The following is an 18,974-nucleotide window of genomic DNA, read 5'->3' on the forward strand; positions in this document are numbered from 1 at the left end:
GCCGGTCATGCTGCACAGCACGAGGTAGATCAGGCGCACTGGCGGGTCGCGACGAGCACCCAGGCCTTCGAGCGCGGCGTGGCCACGCTGGGCCAGCAGCTCGGATTCGCCCGGGATCTGCAGTCCATCGTGGACAAAGCGCGCCGCCGCCAACCACACCCTCTTCGTCGACCCGGCCGCCCTGCGCTGGCTCCTGCTGGCCTCGTTGTAGGGGACGGTGCCCGCACCGGCCAGGACGGGCACCGCGCTCGCTCAGATCTTGCCCGTGCCGGCGCCCGCCATGACGGTCGCCTTCACCGTGCTGTTCGCCTCGGGGTGTAGGAGTACGGGATCGCCGCGACGCTCGCGCCGTTGCGGACCTCCTCCGTGCCCGAGTTCACCTTGGAGTTGTTGAGCACCTTGATGTTGCCCGGGTCGGAGTCGCCGGTCTGCGTGACCGTCGGGTGCGACGTTCTCGGAGTAGTTGCGCTCCACGTGCACGCCCGCGTTCATGGTCGAGGCCACGCCGTACGAGCCGATGTTGCGGCCCGAGCGGCTGCCGCAACCAGGTTGCGGCAGCCGGGCTCCCCCACCGGCGGATCGCTATCCGACCGTCCACAGGATGGGCTGTGATATCGAGGCCGGGCCGCCTCCGGCATCGGGCTTGTACTCCGCGACCACTGTGTAGACGCCGGGCTTGAAGCCGCTGGGCAGGTTGATCTGTACCGAACCGTTCTTGAGACTGGCGGACTTGTCGGTCTTTTTACGGCCGTCCGGATAGTAGAACGACACCTTGACCGTGCCCTTGACGGTCTGCGTCGACGGCGTCGCGACGACGTCGACCTGGACCTTCGCCGGCTTGCCCGACAGTATCGTCACGGTCGTCGTCGTGTACGGCGCTTTCGGGGCATTGTCGACGGTGATCTTCATGGTGACCGTGGTCTTGTTCTCGGCCATGTCGGTGGCGGTGGCCAGCAGGGTGTGGACTCCGTCCGAGAGCGTCGTGGTGTCAAGGTAGAAGGTCACTTGCCCCTCGGTCGGCAGCCAGGCGTACTGCAGCCCCGCCGAGTCGATCCGCAGGTTGTAGGCCTGCAGGTTCTGACCGGACAATGCCACCGTCACCGGCACCGTGCCTGACACGGTCGCCCCGTCCGACGGGGACACGAAGCTCACGCCCGGCCCCTGCGTGTCCAGGGTGAAGCTGACCGTGGTGACGTTGCCGGCCACGTCGTACACCTGCAGGGTGTTGCTCCCCTCGACGGCACCGAAGCGACCCGGCGTGATGGAGTTGAGGTCGGACCACACATCGTTGACCAGGTCCTTCTCGACGCCATTGAGGACGGCCTTGTCGATCTTGCCCTGGTCGAACAGTTTGTAGCTGACCTCGCTGTAGACACCGTCCTTGCCCTTGGACTCGGGCTTGACCGTGACGGTCGGCGCGGTCGTGTCGGCGCCCTCCTGCGTCGCCACGAAGGACCCACCGAACTGCCTGACCTCGCCCAGGGTGGCGTCATCGGCATTGACGCTGGTCGCAAACCATCCGTAGGTCTTGCCCTTGGTCAGCCCCGACCAGGTGACCGTCGCCGCCTCACCCGACTTCGTGGTCGCGCGACCGATCACGGTGTCCGTCGGCGTGACCAGCAGCAGGCCGTCCGTCTTGAAGGACGTGGTACGGGTGCTCAAGTTGATCGGCACCGTAAAGTTGTCGGCGGAAGTGTTGTAGCGGCTCGGAACGGGGTTGTTGAACGGATCGCTACCACGGTCGTACCGGGTTGCCCCGAACTCGTCCAGGAAAGGCGAGTAGGTGTCCACCGTCATGGTGTTGGCCGAGGTGTTGAACTGCAGCAGCCGCAGGAAACTCGCCCCGAGCGGGAGCAGGTCGGTGGTGTTGTGGTCCCAGTCGCCGTCCCCGTCGACATCGATCTTGCCGGCATCGGCTCCGGTGCCCAGCAGGCACTTGCCGGTGAAGTTCCGGCCGGTGATCTCGCCGGCCCTGGCACACCTCTCCGCCGTGAAGATCTCGCCGACCTGCACCATGTACCCCTGGTAGTCGGCCAGCATGGAGACAACCTTGTGGTTGATCTCCGGACCGGTGATGGTCTCCAGGTTGGTGCCCACGCCGTGGAAGTGGCCGCCGAGGACCAGGAAGATGTTCGGGTTGGGGGTCACGACCTGCTGGTAGAGCCTGCTGCCGTCGGATCCGAACGGCGCATCGCGTCCGTCGGACTTGCTGGATGCCGACAGGTAGCCGTGGGTCATCAGGATCCCGTTGCGGTCCGGGTAGCGACGGAAGATGCTGCTCGCCCAGTCGGCTTCTTCCTGGGTCACGCTGTAGGACAGACCGACGGCCACGAAGTCGAGCCCACCGGCGGAGAACAGCACATAGTTGTTGCTGTTGTCCTTGCCCGGTGTGACGAGCTTGCCGTTGCTGTCCAACACCTCGTCCCACGCGTGGTACTGGGCACCGGCCGGCCAGGGGACCGAGCCGGTGATCCCGGTGGTTCCGGCCTGCTGCTGCTGATAGAAGGAGGCCGGGAAGAACTGGGCGAACGGCGAGTTCCAGCCGTTGTGCGCGCCGTTGGCGTTGTCGTGGTTGCCGGCGACCGTCTGGTTCGGGATTCCCGTCGTGGCAAGATGCCCGTGAATATCCTTGATGAGCGTGTACTCGGTGCGGACCTGGTCCTTCGGCCCCCTGGTCAGGACGTTGCCCGCGCCGCCGGTGGTCCCGTGCACTGTGGTCTCGGAGATCGTCTCGTTGTAAAGGTTGCCGTCCGAGTCCGTGTCGGTCACCTTCGAGGAGTCAAAATTCAGGGCGTTATTGGGGATGTCGCTGTTGATCATGTCGCCCGAGTTGCCCACCCAGGCCACCTTGTGCTGTGCGCCGTTTTGCTTGATCCATTCGGTCTGGGCGCGTAGCGAGGCCTCCCAGACGGCCGCCTCGTCGGCTGAGTTCCACTGGACTGTGTTGCCCGTGGCCTTGCTCTTGCCGTCGATGTTGTCGACGCTGGGGCTGCCCGGCAAACGGAACTGGCTACCGGTCGCTCCCTCGGTGATGTACTGCGGATCGGTGTAGTGCACGAATGAGAAGTCGACATTGGACGTGTCCGCGAACTGGTCCTTGCCACCCGTCGCCGAGCCGTCGTTCGGGTCATCCGACTTGTGCGGGGACAGGTCGTCGGCGAACGGGTCAGTGGCGATCACCAGCAGGTGCGCGACGCCGTTCAAGACGCCGTCGTCGGTGCCGTCGTCGACCATGGTGCTGCGAACGTTGCCCTGCAGGGTCGTGTCGACGCCTGCTACCCCACGCGACTGCGCCAGGCGGAACCAGCGCAGGTTCACGGTGTCCCACGCCCACAGGCTGGCCTGGCGTGCTGGGTCGACCGTCCCGGTCCAGACCGCCAACTGCCCGGTCTGCCAGTTGTCGACCGTCACGTCGATGCGCTGGAACGGATAGCGGCTGTGGTCTGCCGGAGTGTCGACGGTAACGCCGTCGCCGGGACTGAGAGCCCCGGTGATGGGTGAGCGGGCGGCGACAACGTCGTCGAAATTCAGTCCGAGCTCGTTGGGCAACTTCGCGACGGTGCCCTGGAATCGCCCCTCGGCAGTGGCGAGCGTCGCCTGCTGGAACGTCGTCGTCACGTTGCCGCCGTCACCGGCACGGGCGACTGCGGAAAGCTCGGTCAACCCACCGCTCTGCGAGGTCTTCGTCCCGTCGACGCCGATCATGTTCACGGCGGTGAAGGGGATCGAGAAGGAAACGTGGCGGCCGAAGACATCCGTGGCAGAGACCTGGACCTTGTGCGAACCGGCGGTCAGGCCGGCGCCGATGATGTCACCCGGCTGAATCTCCTGGCCCTGCAGCAGATAGGTCCAGCCAGTGGCGAGGTCTTGGCCGACGACGTCCACGTCGAATACGGTCGGCTTGTCCAGGCGCCCGTCAACGCCCGGCACCGAGGATTTCAGGTGGATGTCGATCTCGCGAGCGCCGAACGACTGGCTGTCGAGTAGGGCGATCTGGGCTGGCGCAAGCTCGGAGCTCCACATTCGGGCCGAACCGATACTGACCTTGATCGGGGATTCGGCCGTGCCGTCTGCCGCCACGTCGGCGCCGAGGGCGAACTGCCGCCTGGGCGGCTGCGACGAGCCGCGAGCGGTGGGCGCCACGATACTGCCCGCGGTGTCGGTGCTATTGGTGGCCACCTTGATGCCGTCGAGATAGAGGTCTATCTTCTTGCCGTCGAAGGTCGCCGCCACCGAGTACCACCGGCCACTGGCGATCTCCGGCGACGAGACCGTTTTGTAGCCGCCGTTGATGTAGAAGGCGGCCTTGATCACCCGTCCATCGACAGACAGACCGAACCCGCCGTCGCTCTGGCCGGAGCAGAAGTGCCCCGAGGCGGGGAGTGAGGTATTGATCCTCACATCGCACTGCACGGTGACACCGACGCGGCCATCGACGTTCCACACATCGGTCCCGCCGACGTCCGTCCACACATCGTCCAGTGGGTAGAGCACGTGGTCTGTGGTGCCGTTGGTGTTGTAGGTGTAGTGCGGCTGCTTGGCGAACGCATGGTTCTGCGTCACGTTCGCCGAACCGGCGACGGTCGGAGTGCGATCGTTGCCCGACCGGTCCGCGAAGGGTCGGTCGGCGCCCGAGAAGTCGACATCGAGCACGTCGGCCGCCGGCGTGCGGATCTCGCTTCTGACATCCCAGTGCAGCGACTCGGCCTGGATCGAGGTGAGCGCCTTGCTCCAGATGCGCACCCGGGAGACCTTCGCGTGGACGAAACCGTCCGCCTCGGCGGCCGAGGTGGGTGTGCCGCCGATGGCGAAGGTTGCGACGCCGGGTGCAACCATGTTGGTCAGTGCTGTGGTCTCGTTGAAGATACGGGGGTTCACCGCCGGGGCGCTGCTCGGCCCGGAGCAGTTGATGACGCCGTTGCCGTTCGGTGGACAGCGCAGATCCTGGCGCACGCCGTTGAGGTAGAGAGCGATCTTGGCTCCGTCCCAGGTGGCGATGACGTCGGTCCACTCGTTCAGGCGGAAATTCTGCTTCGACTCGGCCAAGACGTCCCGGTAGGCGGGCATCTCGTCGAGGCCGGCGTTGGTACGTGCGACGACCTGGACCTTCCCGGCACTCGTCGCGCGAACAGAGATCCCGGCATTCGCCTGGCTGGTGCACAGGTTGTCGGTGGCGGCCGGTAGCGTCTTCATGAAGAACTCACACTCGACGGTCCAGCTCGCGGTGATGTTGCGCGCAGACTCCGGCTTCCATGCGTCCGTGATCTGGTAGAGGTATGCGTTCGCGCCCGCGAACGTGGCGCCGTGCTTACCCTCGAAGCCGATGTCCACCCGTGGGGTGGGGCCGACGACGGTGGGCTGCCGCCCGCTGACATGGTCAACCGGATTATCGGCCGCGAAGTCGACGTCGAGAACGTCCGCGCCGGCAACGGTTCTGGGCCGCTCCTGTTCCCACAGCGCCGCCACCTGCCGCGGCGTAAAGGGGGTGCTCCAGATGCGCGAAGCGGCGACCTCAACTTCACCCGGGTTCTCGATCGTGGTCATGGAGCTCGGATCGGCACCGATGCCCCAGAACCGCTGCTGGGCCACGGGAACCTGGATGTCGGAGTTGGCCAGGGCGAAACCGGTGTTCTGCGCCCAGCCGGGACCGGTGGGCAGCTCGCTGGCGGCGACGCCGTTGAGGTAGAGGCGCACGTATCCGTTGCCCACCGTGGCGACGGCGTGGTACCACTCGCCGGGCACGACCGATGTGGGCGACGTCGTCGCCATCGTGGTGGAGTTGGCGGCGAATCTCAGGGCGGACCCGGTTGCCGGCAGGTAGAACGCATAGCCAGCCGACGGACCCGTGCCCTTTCCGGAGCACACCTCATTGGAATTCGGAAATGACCGGTTCGGGCCCAGGTAACGGAAGTAGCACTCGAAGGTGCCACCATTGGTGAGCAACGGGTTCGGCTCCAACTGACTGTCGTCCGACGAGTCTTCCCACGCGTCGTCGATGTTGTAGATGTAGCCCTGGTTGGACGCGCTCGCGCCGGCTCCATCGACACCACTCTCGCCGTTGCGGCGAGGGTTGAACTTGCCCACGTAACGGTTGAGCGTCGAGTCGAACACCGTCGCCGGCGTCCCCGAGGTGTTCTTCGCGCGACCCTTGACGTGCTCGACAGGGCCGGTCTTGTCGAAGTCGACGCTCAGCACGTCGGGATCAGGAACTGTCGCGGCAGCCGCGGCAGATGCCGGGGATGGCCTGCCCTGCGTCTCCGGGGCAGCCACCAGCAATCCAGCAACCAGGGCGACAGCAACGCCCGCAGACAGTCGACGTTTGAGCCGGCCCGAGATCATCAGCGTCGTGAGGCCGGCGATTGCTGTGGCACGACGCGTTCCGGGGGTTGTGGCGGTACGCAAGGTCCAACCTCCTGTACCAGGAAGGGCCGCTGCGGGCGATGTCCCGAGCGAGCGATTGATGTTACGTTATACCGCATGAGCCAGGTGGAAGGTCAACACCTTCGCCTGTTCATGCTCGACTGGGGGAATCCCGGGGCGCGCAGGGCCGATACCGCATCCCGACCTAGAACGGGCCATAAGTATTACGCTTTACCAGGAGGGGTCATGAAGGCGGCTCACCGACGAACGTCAGCTCCGCAGTGGTCATCCCCGCACGGGGCTGGCCTCGTCCAACCACGCCGAGCCGGGGGCTCAACGGCTGGACCGACGTGTGCCGAGCTACGTCCAGGACGACCGTGAGCCGCTCGACCATGCCGGCGAAGGCGCCGTCGCGGTTCGGCGTCCCGAGCGCGACCCACATCGAATCGCGGTACGCCTCCACATTGCGTCGGGGCGTGTCGACAAGCTCGGCGGCGGCGCGTCGTATGCTGCCCACGCTGCTGGCGGTGTTTGTGGTGCTTGTCCTGCCCGCGCCGCCGGCACAGGCGCACCCGTTCGGTGACCCGCAGACCGTGAAGTTGGCCGCGGATGGAGACCACGCTGTCCGGGTTCGCTGGAATGTCGGCATGACCGACGATCTGACCTGGCTCGCGGTCCATCTCGGCGATGCACCCGGAGACCGCATCATGCTTGACGGCGCGGTCCGTTACGAGACCTCGGATGCGCAGGCCCTGGCCTCGTCGCCAGATCTCGACGGCTACCTGTTGGAACACATCCGGGTCACGGCTGGCGGTGCCCCCTGTAGCGGTTCAGTGCTGGACAAACAGAACCTGGTCACGGACGGCGTCACGCTCGCCTTCAGATGCGGCCGCCCGATCGACCGGGCAACCGTCTCGGTCACGATGTTGACGGACCTTCACCCGGCATACCGGACCATGGCGACAGGGCCGAATGGACAGCGCTTCGCGTACTCGTCCGGTCAGCCCTCCCACGACTGGACATTCAACATGGCGGCCGCGGACAGCGCCACCACCTCGAAGCTGGGTCGATCAGTGGTCGTGCAGATGTCGTCGATGCTGAGCATCGTTGCGGCCATCGCCATGGGCGTCGTCTGGCTACGGCGCCGCAGTCCCAGACGGAGCGCAAAGCCATGAACACGCCCGCGAATTCACTGGCCTTCGACCTGTTCGGTGCCTCAGCACTGGGCGACAAACTCATCGGCTTTGTGGACTCACCGCACTTCACACCGGTCGCGTTCGGCGTTGCCTTCGCCGCGGGTGCGGCGCATGCCGTCGGCCCGGGACATGGCAAGAGCCTGGCCGCGGCCTACCTGGCCGGGTCGGGTGGCAGGGTGCGTGATGCGGCATGGCTCGGCGGATCGGTGGCGGTCATGCACACCTTGTCGGTGTTCGTGCTCGCCGTCTTGTGGACGTTTGCCGACCTGTCCGGCCTGATCGGGTTACCGCGGCTCACCGGTTCCTTGCAGGTGCTCGGCGGCCTGCTCGTCGTCGCGGTCGGCGTCTGGCTGATCCGCCGGCACCTCCTCCGCGCCGCTGCCCACACCCACACCCACCCGCATGAGCATGGCCACGCACACAGTCACCAAACAACACCTGGCCGACCGGGTCTGATGTTGCTAGGCGCCTCTGGCGGCCTGACCCCATCGCCAGCCGCGTTTCTTGTGCTGGTAGCCGGCTTCTTCTCCGGCCGCTCAGTCCTTGCCCTGGCCCTGGTCATGGTCTTCGCGCTAGGGCTTGCCTCGGTGCTGTTCGCAGTCGGCCTGTTCGCGCTCGCGGGCAGGTCGTTCGTCATAAGCCAGGCCGGCTCGCGTGCTGCCGTGCGCATCGCGGTCCGCTGGGCGCCCGTTGCAGCCGCCACGATCATCATGCTCATCGGCTGCATCCTCACCGCATCTGCCATCGCCAACCTCGCAACAGCCAGCTAAATGCAGTTAGTCTCCTGAGTCGTCAGAAGTTTCTGGTGGCACCATCCACACCCGGGCGGGAGTCCGCTTGCGCCGGGCCACCGCCGTGGGCCACCGCAAGATCTGAAGTTGTGTCCACAACGCACAGACGATCACGCGGTGGCCGCGCCACGTCCACCAGGCCCGACCAGCAAAATCTGAAACGACGGCTGTCGTACCAACGACGGTTTGGGGCGCCCTCCAGGTTCAACGTCCCCGTGTCGAGCAGGCGGCGCAGCGCCTTCAGCCCTGTGGGTGCCGAAAACCCCATCCATAGGCTGTGACCTGCCGATTCTCGGGTACGGCTGAAGTCTGCGAGACGGGGTAGGCCAGGATGGTCCATCGTGCTGCTGCTGCGACTGCCCTACCCGGCGCTCACGAGCGTGTTCACCCTCATACGGCTCATACCAATGACCGACTCGGACAAGAACGTCGAGATTGTCACGACGGCATCCACAATGGACTGTCGACGCGGCAGGCCGAACCGGGCCCCGGCCAGACGGTCGAACCCGTCGTCGGTCATGCGGTCGAACCAGGAACCGAGCAGGCGGTTGTGTTGCCGGAGCCTGACTCGCGGGCGGTGGAGCAGGCGCGGTTGGCCGTGACGCGAGCGCAGACCCGGTTCCGCGGCAGCGTGCGTCACGGTTGCGGGTCGGGCCGTTGTCGTAGGCGCGGTCCAGATGGGCGGTGACCTGTTCGGGCCAGGGGGTCGTCGGAGGCCCCAGCGACGTGCTCAGCAACGTTCTCCCAGGTCGGCGACAGCATAAACCGGCCGAGTAAAGGAGTCCGCGCAGCCGCCACGGCTCACGCGGCCCGATGCGCGGAACGCAGCAACGTCAGCGCCCGGAGCGCGTCGGCGTCGGCGCGCCGCGACGCCGGCGCGGCCCGTCGGTTCTTCCGCCGGGCGCTGTCCACACTGAAGGTCAAGCCCAGCGAGGTGGTCACCGACGCCGCCGCAATCTACCCCGCCGTCCTGGACGAGCTGATCCCGCAGGCGTGGCACCACGTCGAGCAGTACGCCAACAATCCGATCGAGGCCGATCACAGCCGGCTCAAACACCGGCTGAGACCAATGCGCGGGCTACGGACCGATACGACAGCACAGGTCATCATTGCCGGACACGCCTTCATGCAGAACCTCCGACGCGGACACTACGAACTCGCCGTCGACGGTGCGGTGACGGTGCGGTGGGCCGCGGGTGCCAGGTGACTCAAGCGGTCACTGCTGCGAGCACCGCGCCGACCACGAGGAGCGCGATGACCGCCCGTCGAGTCCAGGTGCGGTCCATGCGCCGGCTGATCCGATCGCCGGCGGCCCATCCGACGATCATCGCCGGGACCGCGACCGCGCCGATGTGCAGCGTCGAGTCGGTCATCTGCACGGAGGTGAGCACCAGGATGTTGCCGATCAGGCCGTGCACGACGAACACCATCGCCAGGGTGGCCCGGCTCGTGCGTGGCGGGTGCGACTGCGCGGCCAGTGCGACCGCCAGCGGCGGTCCGTTCAGGCCGGTGCTGGTGAGCAGGGTGCCGCTGAGCAGGCCGGCGGAGATCGTGGTGGGGTCGGTGGGGGGCAGTTGGATCTGCACGGTCAGCAGCACCGCGGAGATGAGCAGCACGGTGCAGATGAGCAGGGTCAGGTCGCGGTCGGAGAGCGTCCGCAGCAGCAGCAGGCCGGCCGGGGCGGCCACGATGCCGCTGGCTCCCATGAGCAGGACCGGCCGCCACAGCACGTGCCGGCGTTCCACGACGGCCACCCCGATCGACAGCAGTACCGCGACCATCAGGCCTGCCGCCACTGCCGGCCGGGGGCCGGCGATGATCGTCAGGAACGGCACGGCCAGCAGCGCCGAACCGAAGCCGGTGATCGCCTGAGCCGCGGAAGCCACCGCGATCACCGCCGCGGCCAGAACGATGGTCACTCGTGCGTCGCCTTACTCGATGTTGCGGCGGGCGGCCGCGTCGGCGAGGGAGGGCCGTTCCGCTCCGGTCGGTTCGGCGACCCAGTGGCCGGCAGACACCTCGCGCATCGTCACCAGTTCGGGGCTGCTACCGCGCGGCCGGATCGGGCTGACCAGTTCTTCGCTGCTGCGGTCTCGGGTTCGGCGACGCTCCGGGTCGGCGACCGGGACGGCGTCCAGCAGCCGCCGCGTGTACGGGTGCCGCGGGTCGGCGAAGATGTCCTGCCGGGAGCCGAACTCGACGATCTGGCCCAGCCGCATCACTGCCACCTGGTGCGCCACCCGCTCGACCACCGCCAGGTCATGGCTCACGAAGAGGTAGGCGACGCCGAGCTTCTCCTGCAGTTCCATGAACAGGTTGAGCACGCGCGCCCGCACCGAGACGTCCAGCGCCGAGGTGGCCTCGTCGGCGACCACCAGCGACGGCTGGGAGGCCAGTGCCCGCGCGATGCAGATGCGTTGCCGCTGGCCGCCGGAGAACTGGTGCGGGTACTTCGCCATGTCCGACGGGTCCAGACCGACCAGCCGGAACAGCTCGGCGACCCGGTCCTGCTGCGTTGCACCACCCGGCGTTCCGTGCACCCGCAACGGTTCGGCGACCGAGCTGCCCACCGCCGCCCGTGGGTTGAGGCTGGCGAACGGGTCCTGGAAGACCATCTGGATCTTCCGCCGGTGCGGTCGTAGGGCCCGTGCACGCAGGTGGGTGATGTCCACGCCGTCCAGCACGATCGAGCCGGAGTCCGGCTGCTCCAGCCGCATCGCCAGGTTCGCCAGGGTCGACTTGCCGCACCCGCTCTCACCGACCAATGCCACCGTCCGGCCGGCCGGCACCGACAGTGACACGTGTTCGACCGCGTGCACCGTGCTGCCGCCGCGGAGCGGGAAGCGCTTGACGACGTCGGTCAGTTCCAGGATCGGCTTCATCGTTCGTCCTCGCTGCTGAGCGGGAACGGCACCGGGTGATCGATGCCGGTCATCGCGCCGAGCCGCGGCACCGCATCGAGCAACGCCCGGGTGTACGGCTCGCGCGGGTTGCGGAAGATCTCGCCCACGGCTCCCTGCTCGACCAGCCGGGACTGTTGCATCACCACCACCCGGTCTGCCATTTCGGCCACGACGCCCATGTCGTGCGTGATCAGTACAACCGCGGTTCCGGTCTCGTCCTTCAGATCGGCGAGCAGGCCGAGGATCTGCGACTGGATCGTCACGTCCAGCGCCGTGGTCGGCTCGTCGGCGATGAGGATCCGCGGCCGGCACACCATGGCCATGGCGATCATCACCCGCTGCCGCATCCCGCCGGACAGCTCGTGCGGGTACTGCTGGCTGCGGCGTGCCGGGTCCGGGATCCGCACCTGCTCCATGGCCTCCACGGCGGCCGTCCTGGCCGCCCGGCGGGACGTCCCGCGGTGCAGCCGGAGCGCTTCGGCGATCTGTTCGCCCACGGTGAGCACGGGATTCAGCGCGGTCATCGGCTCCTGGAAGATCATCGAGATCTCGTTGCCGCGCAGCCGGCGCAGCGACCGCTCGCCGAGGCCGATCAGCTCGACCCGGCTGCCGGCCGCGTCCACGTACACGGCCCGGCCGGTCACCGTCGCCGCGTCGTCCAGCAGGCCCATGATGGCCAGTGAGGTCACCGACTTACCGGATCCTGACTCGCCCACCACGGCCAGGGTCTCGCCGGGGTACAGGTCGAAGGACAGGTCCCTGACGGCGGGTATGGCGCCGTCGAACGTCACGCCGAGCGACTCCACGGTCAGGATCGGCGCCGTCATCGCTTGCGCCGCTTCGGGTTCAGCGCGTCGTTGAGGCCGTCGCCGATCAGGCTGATGCTCAGCACGGCCAGGAAGATGGCGGCTCCGGGAAGGGTGACCGTCCACCAGGCGATCGCGAGTTTGTCCCGGTTGTCGCCGAGCATCGTGCCCCAGCTGACGGTGCCCGGGGCGCCCAGCCCCAGGAAGCTCAGCCCCGACTCGAACAGCATCGCCGAGCCGACGATCAGCGTGGAGATCACGATGATCGGCGGCAGCGCGTTCGGCAGCACCAGCCGTACCATGATCCGCAGGCTCGGGATGCCGATCGCCCGGGCCGCCCGCACGTAGTCCAGCGTGCGGATCCGCATGAACTCGGCGCGGGTGATCCGCGCGGTTCCAGGCCAGGCGACGATGCCGATGGCGAACGACAGCATCCCGACACTCGGCTGGAACAATGTCACCAGCACCATCGCGAAGAGCAGGATCGGCAGGACCTGGAAGAACTCGGTGAACCGCATCAACGCCGAGTCGATCCAGCCACCGAGATAGCCGGCCAGGCCACCGATGACCACGCCGATGAACGTGGACAGGGCCGCGGCGGCCACGCCGACCAGCAGGGTCACGCGCCCGCCGTTCAACAGGCCGGCCAGCAGGTCCCGGCCCACCTCGTCGGTCCCGAGCGGCGGGGCGTCCGGTGCCCCCGGCGGCAGCAGCGGCCGGCCGGCGATCTCCATCGGGTCGACGGGGTAGAGCATCGGCCCCAGCACCGTCGCCAGCAGACAGGTCGCCAGCATCAGCAGCCCGACCAGCCCGACCGGGCTGCGCAGCAGGGCCACGAACACCGAACCCTGCCGTGCCGGGGCACCGGCGCTTCGGGTGGTCGGCTCCGGGAGCATCGTGTCGGTCATCGAGCAACTCCGGTCCGGATTCGAGGATCGATCAGCCGGTAGGCCAGATCGGTGAGCAGGTTCGCCACGATCACGACCACCGATGAGACGACGAGGATGCCCAGCAGCACCGGGGTGTCGCGGCGCAGGATGGAGTCGAGTGCCAGCCGGCCCAGGCCGGGCCAGTTGAAGACGATCTCCACGAGTACCGCGCCGGACAGCAGGGCCCCGGTCTGCAGGCCGGCGACGGTGACCACCGGCATCAGCGCGTTGCGGAACGCGTGCTTGAACGTCACGGTGCTGGGCCCTGCGCCCTTCGCCCGGGCGGTCCGGATGTAGTCCGAGCCCAGCACGTCGATCATGCTCGCCTTGGCCGTCCGGCTGTACAGCGCCAGGTAGACCAGCCCCAGAGAGATCGTCGGCAGGACCAGGTGCTGGCCGACGTCCACCATCTGGGCGAAAAAGCCGGTCGGTGGGATCACGCTCTCCATGCCGGCGGTGGGGAAGATGCCCAGCCGCAGTCCGAAGAGCAGCACCAGCAGGCTGCCCAGCCAGAAGGCCGGCATCGCGAAGCCGACGACCGACAGCACCGTGATGCCGCTGCCGTAGGCGCCGTTCGGCCGGCGCGCCGCGCTCACCCCTAGCGTGGTGCCGAGCACCAGCGCGAACAGCATCGCCGACCCCGACAGCAGCAGCGTCGGCCCGAGCCGCTGCCAGATCAACGAGGTCACCGAGGCGTCGAAGTAGTACGAGTGGCCGAGGTCGCCCTGCAGCACCTGGCCGAGATAGTTGAGCAGCTGCACCATGAACGGCCGGTCCAGGCCGTAGGCGTGCCGGATCGCCTCCAGCGCCTCCGGCGAGGTCCCGCCGGCCTCCCCGGCCAGTACCACCGCCGGGTCCCCCGGGGCGAGATGGATGAGCAGGAAGTTCAGCAGGACGACGGCGACGATCAGCACGACCGCGTTGGCCAGCCGCCGGAGCCCGGCGAGCAACATGTCTGTCCTTCTCGGTTGGGCCGGGCCGGCGGGGCGTCGCCCGCCGGCCCGGGCTGCGTCAGCGGGCCTGCGTCCCGGTCGCCTCCAGGAACGGGGCCATCACGCCCCAGATCCCGTCCGGCATACCGGTGTACGTCTTGCTGTAGATGTTCACGATCGGCTGGGTCTCGATGAACACCACCGGCACGTCGGCGGTGATCTGCCGCTGGACGTCGCGGTACAGCTGCTTGCGCTTCTCGGTGTCCATCTCCTGCGCGGCCGCGGCGAACAGCTGGTCCACCGTGGGATTGCAGTACTGCGCCATGTTCGTCCAGACCACGCCGGGTTTGATGTTGTCGCACACGTAGGTGCGGCTCACCCCGATGGTCGGGTCGCCCCAGTTGTAGACGGAGTCGATGGTCATGTCGTAGTCGTACTTGGAGACCCGCTCGGACCATGTGGCGAAGTCGGGCGCGTTGCGCACCTCGGCCTTGATGCCGACCTTGCCGAGTTGCGAGGCGATCGCCTCGGCCACGTTCTTGCCGGTCACGTCGTTGCCGGGGTTGTAGTCGATCCGCACCGAGAACCGGGTCCCGTCGGACTTGGCCGGGAGACCGGCCTCGTCCAGCAGCGCGGCGGCCTTGGCCGTGTCGTGGTTGTAGGTCACCAGGTCCTTGCTGAAGAACGGGCTGCCCGGATGGATCGGCCCCGGCGCGACCTGCGGAATCCCGGCGTGCAGCTGGTTGACGATGAAGTCCACGTCCACGGCGTGCGCGACAGCCTGCCGGACCTTGACGTCCTTGAGGTACTGGTTCTTGGTGTTCAGCTCCAGCCAGTTCAGCGCCCCGGCCGCCTCGTAGCCGGTGGTGGCGACGGTCAGCTTCGAGTTCTTCGCCAGCCGGCCGGCGTCCACCGGGTCGTAGGAGATCTCCATCCCGATCTCGCCGGCCTCCAACGCGGTGCTGGTCGCGGCGGAGTTCGGATAGAACTTCACAATCAGCTGCTTGAGCTTCGCGCGGTCCTGCAGGAAGAAGGAGTCGTTGCGCTCCAGCACGATCCGGTTGCCGGCGGTGAACTCCTTGAGCTTGAAGGGTCCGGAGCCGACGACGTCCTTGACGTTTCGGGGGTGCTTGGTCAGGTCCTGCCCGTCACCGTAGATGTGCTTGGGCAGGACCGGCAGCAGTGCCGGCGACAGCGACAGCAGCAGCGCGGGCGTCGGCGTGGACAGCTTGATGACGGCCGTTTCCTTGTCCGGTGTCTCGACCGAACTCACCGACCCGAACATCGCCTTGCCGAACGAGTGGTGCTTCTTCACCGCCTCCAGCGAGAACGCCACGTCCTCCGAGGTGATCGGCGTGCCGTCGTGGAACGTCGCGCCGCTGACCAGGCGCAGCGTCAGTGACAGCTGATCGGCGGAGAACTCCCAGCTCTTGGCCAGATACGGCTGCGGCGTGAAGTCCTTGCCGTGCCGGATCGGGCTGGCGAACAGCTGTGCTCCGGGCAGTGCGGTGACCATGCCGGACTGCACCGCCGGGTTGAGGGTGCGCGGCTCAAGTGGCCCGCCGATGATCAGGGTGTCGGTGGCTCCACCGCCCTGACCCTGCTGCGATGCCGTGCCACCGCAGGCGCTGGCGAACAGGGCCACGGTGCAGAGCATTATTGCCAATTTGCGTTTCATCAATTTGTGTCGTCCTTTCCGGACCGGCGGGAGCGGGGGGTGCGGAAATGATGGTGTGGGCGGTCGGCGCGGGTCAGCGGCGCTGGTAGGCGACCTGGCCGCCGACGATGGTGGTGTCGACGCCGATGTCCCGGACCGACATCGGGTCGCCAGCGGACGGATCGGCGGACAGCACGGCGATGTCGGCGAGGTAGCCGGGGCGCAACCTGCCGAGCCGGTCCTCGTCGAAGCTGAAGTACGCCGCGTCAGAGGTGTAGCCACGCAGCGCCCTTCCGACCGGGACCGTCTGATCGGCGCCCAGCACGGCGCCACCGGAGGTGCGCCGGGTCGCGGCGCACCAGATCCCTTCCAGCGGCGGCGGTGGGGTGACCGGAGCGTCGGAGTGCAGGGCGAACGTGATGCCACGCGCGTCGGCGCCCGCCAGCGGGCTGATCCGCGCGGCCCGTTGCGGGCCCAGGAACAGGTCGCGGTGCCGATCACCCCAGTAGTGCACGTGCTTGATGAAGAACGAGACGAGGATCCGGTGGCGAGCGATCCGGTCCAGTTGGTCGTCCCGGACCGTCTGGCAGTGCTCGATGCGGTGCCGCAGCGGGTTGTCCGCTCCGGCCGGCCCTTCGAACGCGTCCAGGATCGCGTCGATGGCGCCGTCCCCGTTGCCGTGCACCGCCACCTGCCAGCCCAGCTCGCTCAACGCACGCACCGTCTCGGTCAGCTGCCGCGGCGGCAGCAGCAGCACCCCGTCCTCCGCACAGACCGGGTGATAGCCACCGGTGAGCCGCGCGGTGCGCGCCTGGATGCTGCCGTCGGCGACAATCTTGACGCCGACGACGCGCAGCAGGTCGGGATTCGGGCCCGTGAAGTCGTCCGGTGTCAGCCGATCCGGGATCAGCCGGCTCCACCGCGGATGGAACAGGTAGCCGCGGACCCGGGTTCGCAGCCGTCCGGCGTCCTGTGCGAGACGGTACTGGTCGAGTTCGGCAGTGCCGCCGACCCCGCCGATAGCGGCGTCATGCACGCAGGTGATGCCGGCCGCCAGGAATGCCTCGCCGGCCAGCCGCAGCCGGCGTTGGATGGACTCGGTGTCCGGCGGTGGCACGCATCTGTTGACCGCGAAGGCCGCCGCCTCGTAGAGCACGCCGTTCGCGCGGCCGTGCTCGTCCCGGCCGATCAGCCCGCCGGGTGGGTCGGCGCTCGCGTCGGCGAACCCGGCCGCGCGCAAGGCGACGCTGTTCACCACGCAGATGTGCCCGGACACGTGGTGCAGGACAACCGGATGGTTCGGGCTCACCGGATCGAGATCGGCCAGGGTCGGATGCCGGCCCTCGGCCAGCAACGTGTCGTCGTAGCCCTGGGCCACGATCCATTCACCGGCCGGGACATGCCGTACGCCTTCACGGATCCGCTCCACCAGGTCGCCGAGGCGCTCGCCGGGACGGGTTGCGGCATCGACCGCGGCGTCCAGCTTGCTGCCGTAGAAGTACGGGTGGGTGTGCGTCTCGATGAAGCCGGGCAGTGCGGCACGGCCGCCGAGGTTGATCAGCTGAGCATCCGGTGCGGCCAGTGCCAGCATCGCGGCGTCGTCGCCGACGTCCAGGATCGAGTCGCCGGCGACCGCGACCGCGCCGACCCGCGGCCGGTCCGGGTCATGGGTCAGCACCGTGCCGCCGAACAGCACGAGATCGGCGGCGGTGCGGGCGGTGGGCGTGGTTCGCGCGCTGCCGGGCGATCGTTCGGGGGCGTTGTTCGTCGACACGGTGGCATGACTCCCAGAGCAGCGATGGCGGCCACTGCGACCGCCAGGGGGTGGCCGCGGCGGTCGTCGTGGCCGGTGAAAACCACGACAGTGATAGGTAATCACCGATACGTGATACACTATCATTGAGGATGATATAGCATCAGCGCCATGTCACGGAAGCCCCTCAGCCGCGATCGTGTGATCTCATGCGCGGCGGTCCTGGTCGATCGCGACGGGCTGGACACGCTGAGCCTCACCGCTGTCGCCCACGAAATGAACGTCGGACAGTCCGCGCTCTACAACCACGTCGACGGCGTCGACGACGTGCGCCGGGAGCTGGCCCTACTGGCGCGGCGATTGCTGGCCGACGCCCTGCGCGATGCGGCACTCGGCAGATCCCGCGATGACGCGGTGATGGCCATGGCGCAAGCCTGGCGGGCCTTTGTCGCCGAGCACCGGGGCCTGTACGCCGCGACTGACCGGGTGCCGATGCGCGGCGATGCTCACGTCACGGCTGCCGTCGAGGAGATCGTCTCGATCGTCCGGGCAGTGATCGCAGGCTACGGCCTGCCGGATCCGGACGCCATGGAGGCGGCGTGGGCCTTCCGCAGCGCAGTGCACGGATTCTGCGTCCTGGAGGCCGATCGCGGTCAACCAGCCGGCGTGGATCTCGACCACGCGTTCCAGCGGCTGGTGGCGTTGCTGTGCTCAGGGATGCAACGATCTGTACCGGCCTGACCAGGTTCTCGGCTGTTCGATGGCACGGCGGACGACGCTACGGGCCTGTGCTGTTTCGCCCTGCGCCGACAAGATCATGGCGAGATTCCATGCCGCTGCTGCGGCCAGGTCGGGATCGCCGGCGTCGATCGCGCAGGCGACGGCCCGGTTTGGCCGACGCCGGCTCGGATACGGTCGAGGCGTTCCGCGGCGAGGTATGCGCGCGTCAGGCCGATTCTTACCGGCTCGGCGTTGACGCCGCACTTGTTCGCCGCGAAGAGGAAGACATTCAGGAGCACCACCACGGTGGCGTAGGCCGGTTTGTCCACCAGGACACCGGTGTTGATGAGTACTGCGAACCCGCAGACGATGACGACATACACCAACATGGACGTGCCCCACTTTGCGTAGAGGGCGACACCCTCGACGACCGTCGGCACCGTGGTAAGTTCGGCTTCCCGGGCGCGCCGCAATGCGGCCTGGCGAACCGGGATCCTGCGTAGTTGACGAGCATCGAGTCGAGGAGCCCGACTGCGCTGCCGTAGGTCCACCAGGCCGGGTTGATCAGATTGACCGGCATGACGATGAGCACCACGAATATGGTGTTGAGCCGGATGAAGAACTCGGCGATGCGGGCCTGGCCGCGTAGTGCAGGGTTGTCGCCTGCCACGCGCGTTGTCAGTCCACTGTAGACGTTCTCGTAACACTTGACGCCGGCCAGCGCGAAGGTGATGCCGACGGCGCGGGCGGGGGTGCGCTCCCAGAGGACGTCGTGGAGGCTGGCAAGTTGACCTGTCTGGCTCAGCGCGTTGACCGCTGAGGCGATGCCGTCCTGGCGGCGCTGCTGCACCAGGTGCCCCGACCGAACCTGCAGCATCTGCGGCTGTTGGTGCGGCCCGACACGGTGCTTCGCTGGCACCGTGACCT

The 18,974-nt window shown here is 67.7% G+C and carries 13 protein-coding genes and 2 pseudogenes; 5 read left to right on the forward strand and 10 right to left on the reverse strand.

Going from position 1 to position 18,974, the window contains the following annotated elements; translation table 11 throughout:
- Window positions 1-21: 21 nt before the first annotated feature.
- A pseudogene (locus AB0H83_RS47185) lies at window positions 22-150 on the forward strand (acyl-CoA dehydrogenase); the annotation flags it as partial.
- A gap of 432 nt (window positions 151-582) precedes the next feature.
- Here AB0H83_RS47185 and AB0H83_RS47190 read toward each other — a convergent pair.
- A complete protein-coding gene (locus AB0H83_RS47190) occupies window positions 583-6,402 on the reverse strand; it encodes a LamG-like jellyroll fold domain-containing protein (RefSeq protein WP_360108942.1) in 5,820 nt (1,939 codons plus the stop codon).
- Window positions 6,403-6,604: 202 nt separating this feature from the next.
- Window positions 6,605-6,877, reverse strand: a complete 273-nt coding sequence (locus tag AB0H83_RS47195; RefSeq protein WP_360108945.1) for a hypothetical protein — start codon at window positions 6,875-6,877, stop codon at window positions 6,605-6,607.
- Here AB0H83_RS47195 and AB0H83_RS47200 point away from each other — a divergent pair.
- From AB0H83_RS47200 to AB0H83_RS47210, 3 genes and pseudogenes are all read left to right on the forward strand, one after another.
- On the forward strand, window positions 6,867-7,535 hold the full coding sequence (locus tag AB0H83_RS47200; RefSeq protein ID WP_360108948.1) for a hypothetical protein: 669 nt from the start codon (window positions 6,867-6,869) through the stop codon (window positions 7,533-7,535). The two genes, AB0H83_RS47195 and AB0H83_RS47200, sit on opposite strands and share 11 nt — an antisense overlap.
- Window positions 7,532-8,326, forward strand: coding sequence for a cobalt transporter (locus AB0H83_RS47205; protein WP_360108951.1), 795 nt, complete (start codon window positions 7,532-7,534; stop codon window positions 8,324-8,326). Before AB0H83_RS47200 ends, AB0H83_RS47205 begins: the two co-directional genes overlap by 4 nt.
- Window positions 8,327-9,200: 874 nt before the next feature.
- A pseudogene (locus tag AB0H83_RS47210) lies at window positions 9,201-9,554 on the forward strand (DDE-type integrase/transposase/recombinase); the annotation flags it as partial.
- Window position 9,555: 1 nt separating this feature from the next.
- Here AB0H83_RS47210 and AB0H83_RS47215 read toward each other — a convergent pair.
- From AB0H83_RS47215 to AB0H83_RS47245, 7 genes are all read right to left on the reverse strand, one after another.
- A complete protein-coding gene (locus AB0H83_RS47215) occupies window positions 9,556-10,266 on the reverse strand; it encodes a sulfite exporter TauE/SafE family protein (RefSeq protein WP_360108954.1) in 711 nt (236 codons plus the stop codon).
- A gap of 12 nt (window positions 10,267-10,278) precedes the next feature.
- Complete coding sequence (locus tag AB0H83_RS47220) at window positions 10,279-11,229, reverse strand: ATP-binding cassette domain-containing protein (protein WP_360108957.1); 951 nt, start codon at window positions 11,227-11,229, stop codon at window positions 10,279-10,281.
- Window positions 11,226-12,077 (reverse strand): ABC transporter ATP-binding protein, encoded by an 852-nt coding sequence (locus AB0H83_RS47225; protein ID WP_360108960.1) that lies wholly within the window; start codon window positions 12,075-12,077, stop codon window positions 11,226-11,228. Before AB0H83_RS47225 ends, AB0H83_RS47220 begins: the two co-directional genes overlap by 4 nt.
- Window positions 12,074-12,964: an ABC transporter permease gene (locus tag AB0H83_RS47230; RefSeq protein WP_360108963.1), complete on the reverse strand. Its 891-nt coding sequence runs from the start codon at window positions 12,962-12,964 to the stop codon at window positions 12,074-12,076. Before AB0H83_RS47230 ends, AB0H83_RS47225 begins: the two co-directional genes overlap by 4 nt.
- A complete protein-coding gene (locus AB0H83_RS47235) occupies window positions 12,961-13,938 on the reverse strand; it encodes an ABC transporter permease (RefSeq protein ID WP_360108966.1) in 978 nt (325 codons plus the stop codon). Before AB0H83_RS47235 ends, AB0H83_RS47230 begins: the two co-directional genes overlap by 4 nt.
- Window positions 13,939-13,996: 58 nt before the next feature.
- Complete coding sequence (locus AB0H83_RS47240; RefSeq protein ID WP_360108969.1) at window positions 13,997-15,574, reverse strand: ABC transporter substrate-binding protein; 1,578 nt, start codon at window positions 15,572-15,574, stop codon at window positions 13,997-13,999.
- A gap of 94 nt (window positions 15,575-15,668) precedes the next feature.
- Window positions 15,669-17,348, reverse strand: coding sequence for an amidohydrolase (locus AB0H83_RS47245; protein ID WP_360108972.1), 1,680 nt, complete (start codon window positions 17,346-17,348; stop codon window positions 15,669-15,671).
- 150 nt (window positions 17,349-17,498) lie between these two features.
- Here AB0H83_RS47245 and AB0H83_RS47250 point away from each other — a divergent pair, with 150 nt between their 5' ends.
- Window positions 17,499-18,068: a TetR-like C-terminal domain-containing protein gene (locus tag AB0H83_RS47250; RefSeq protein ID WP_360108975.1), complete on the forward strand. Its 570-nt coding sequence runs from the start codon at window positions 17,499-17,501 to the stop codon at window positions 18,066-18,068.
- A 74-nt stretch (window positions 18,069-18,142) separates the two neighbouring features.
- Here AB0H83_RS47250 and AB0H83_RS47255 read toward each other — a convergent pair whose 3' ends face one another.
- Window positions 18,143-18,487 (reverse strand): hypothetical protein, encoded by a 345-nt coding sequence (locus tag AB0H83_RS47255; protein WP_360108978.1) that lies wholly within the window; start codon window positions 18,485-18,487, stop codon window positions 18,143-18,145.
- Window positions 18,488-18,974 lie beyond the last annotated feature (487 nt).

The sequence above is a fragment of the Dactylosporangium sp. NPDC050688 genome (genome assembly GCF_040654515.1).
GTDB lineage: Bacteria > Actinomycetota > Actinomycetes > Mycobacteriales > Micromonosporaceae > Dactylosporangium.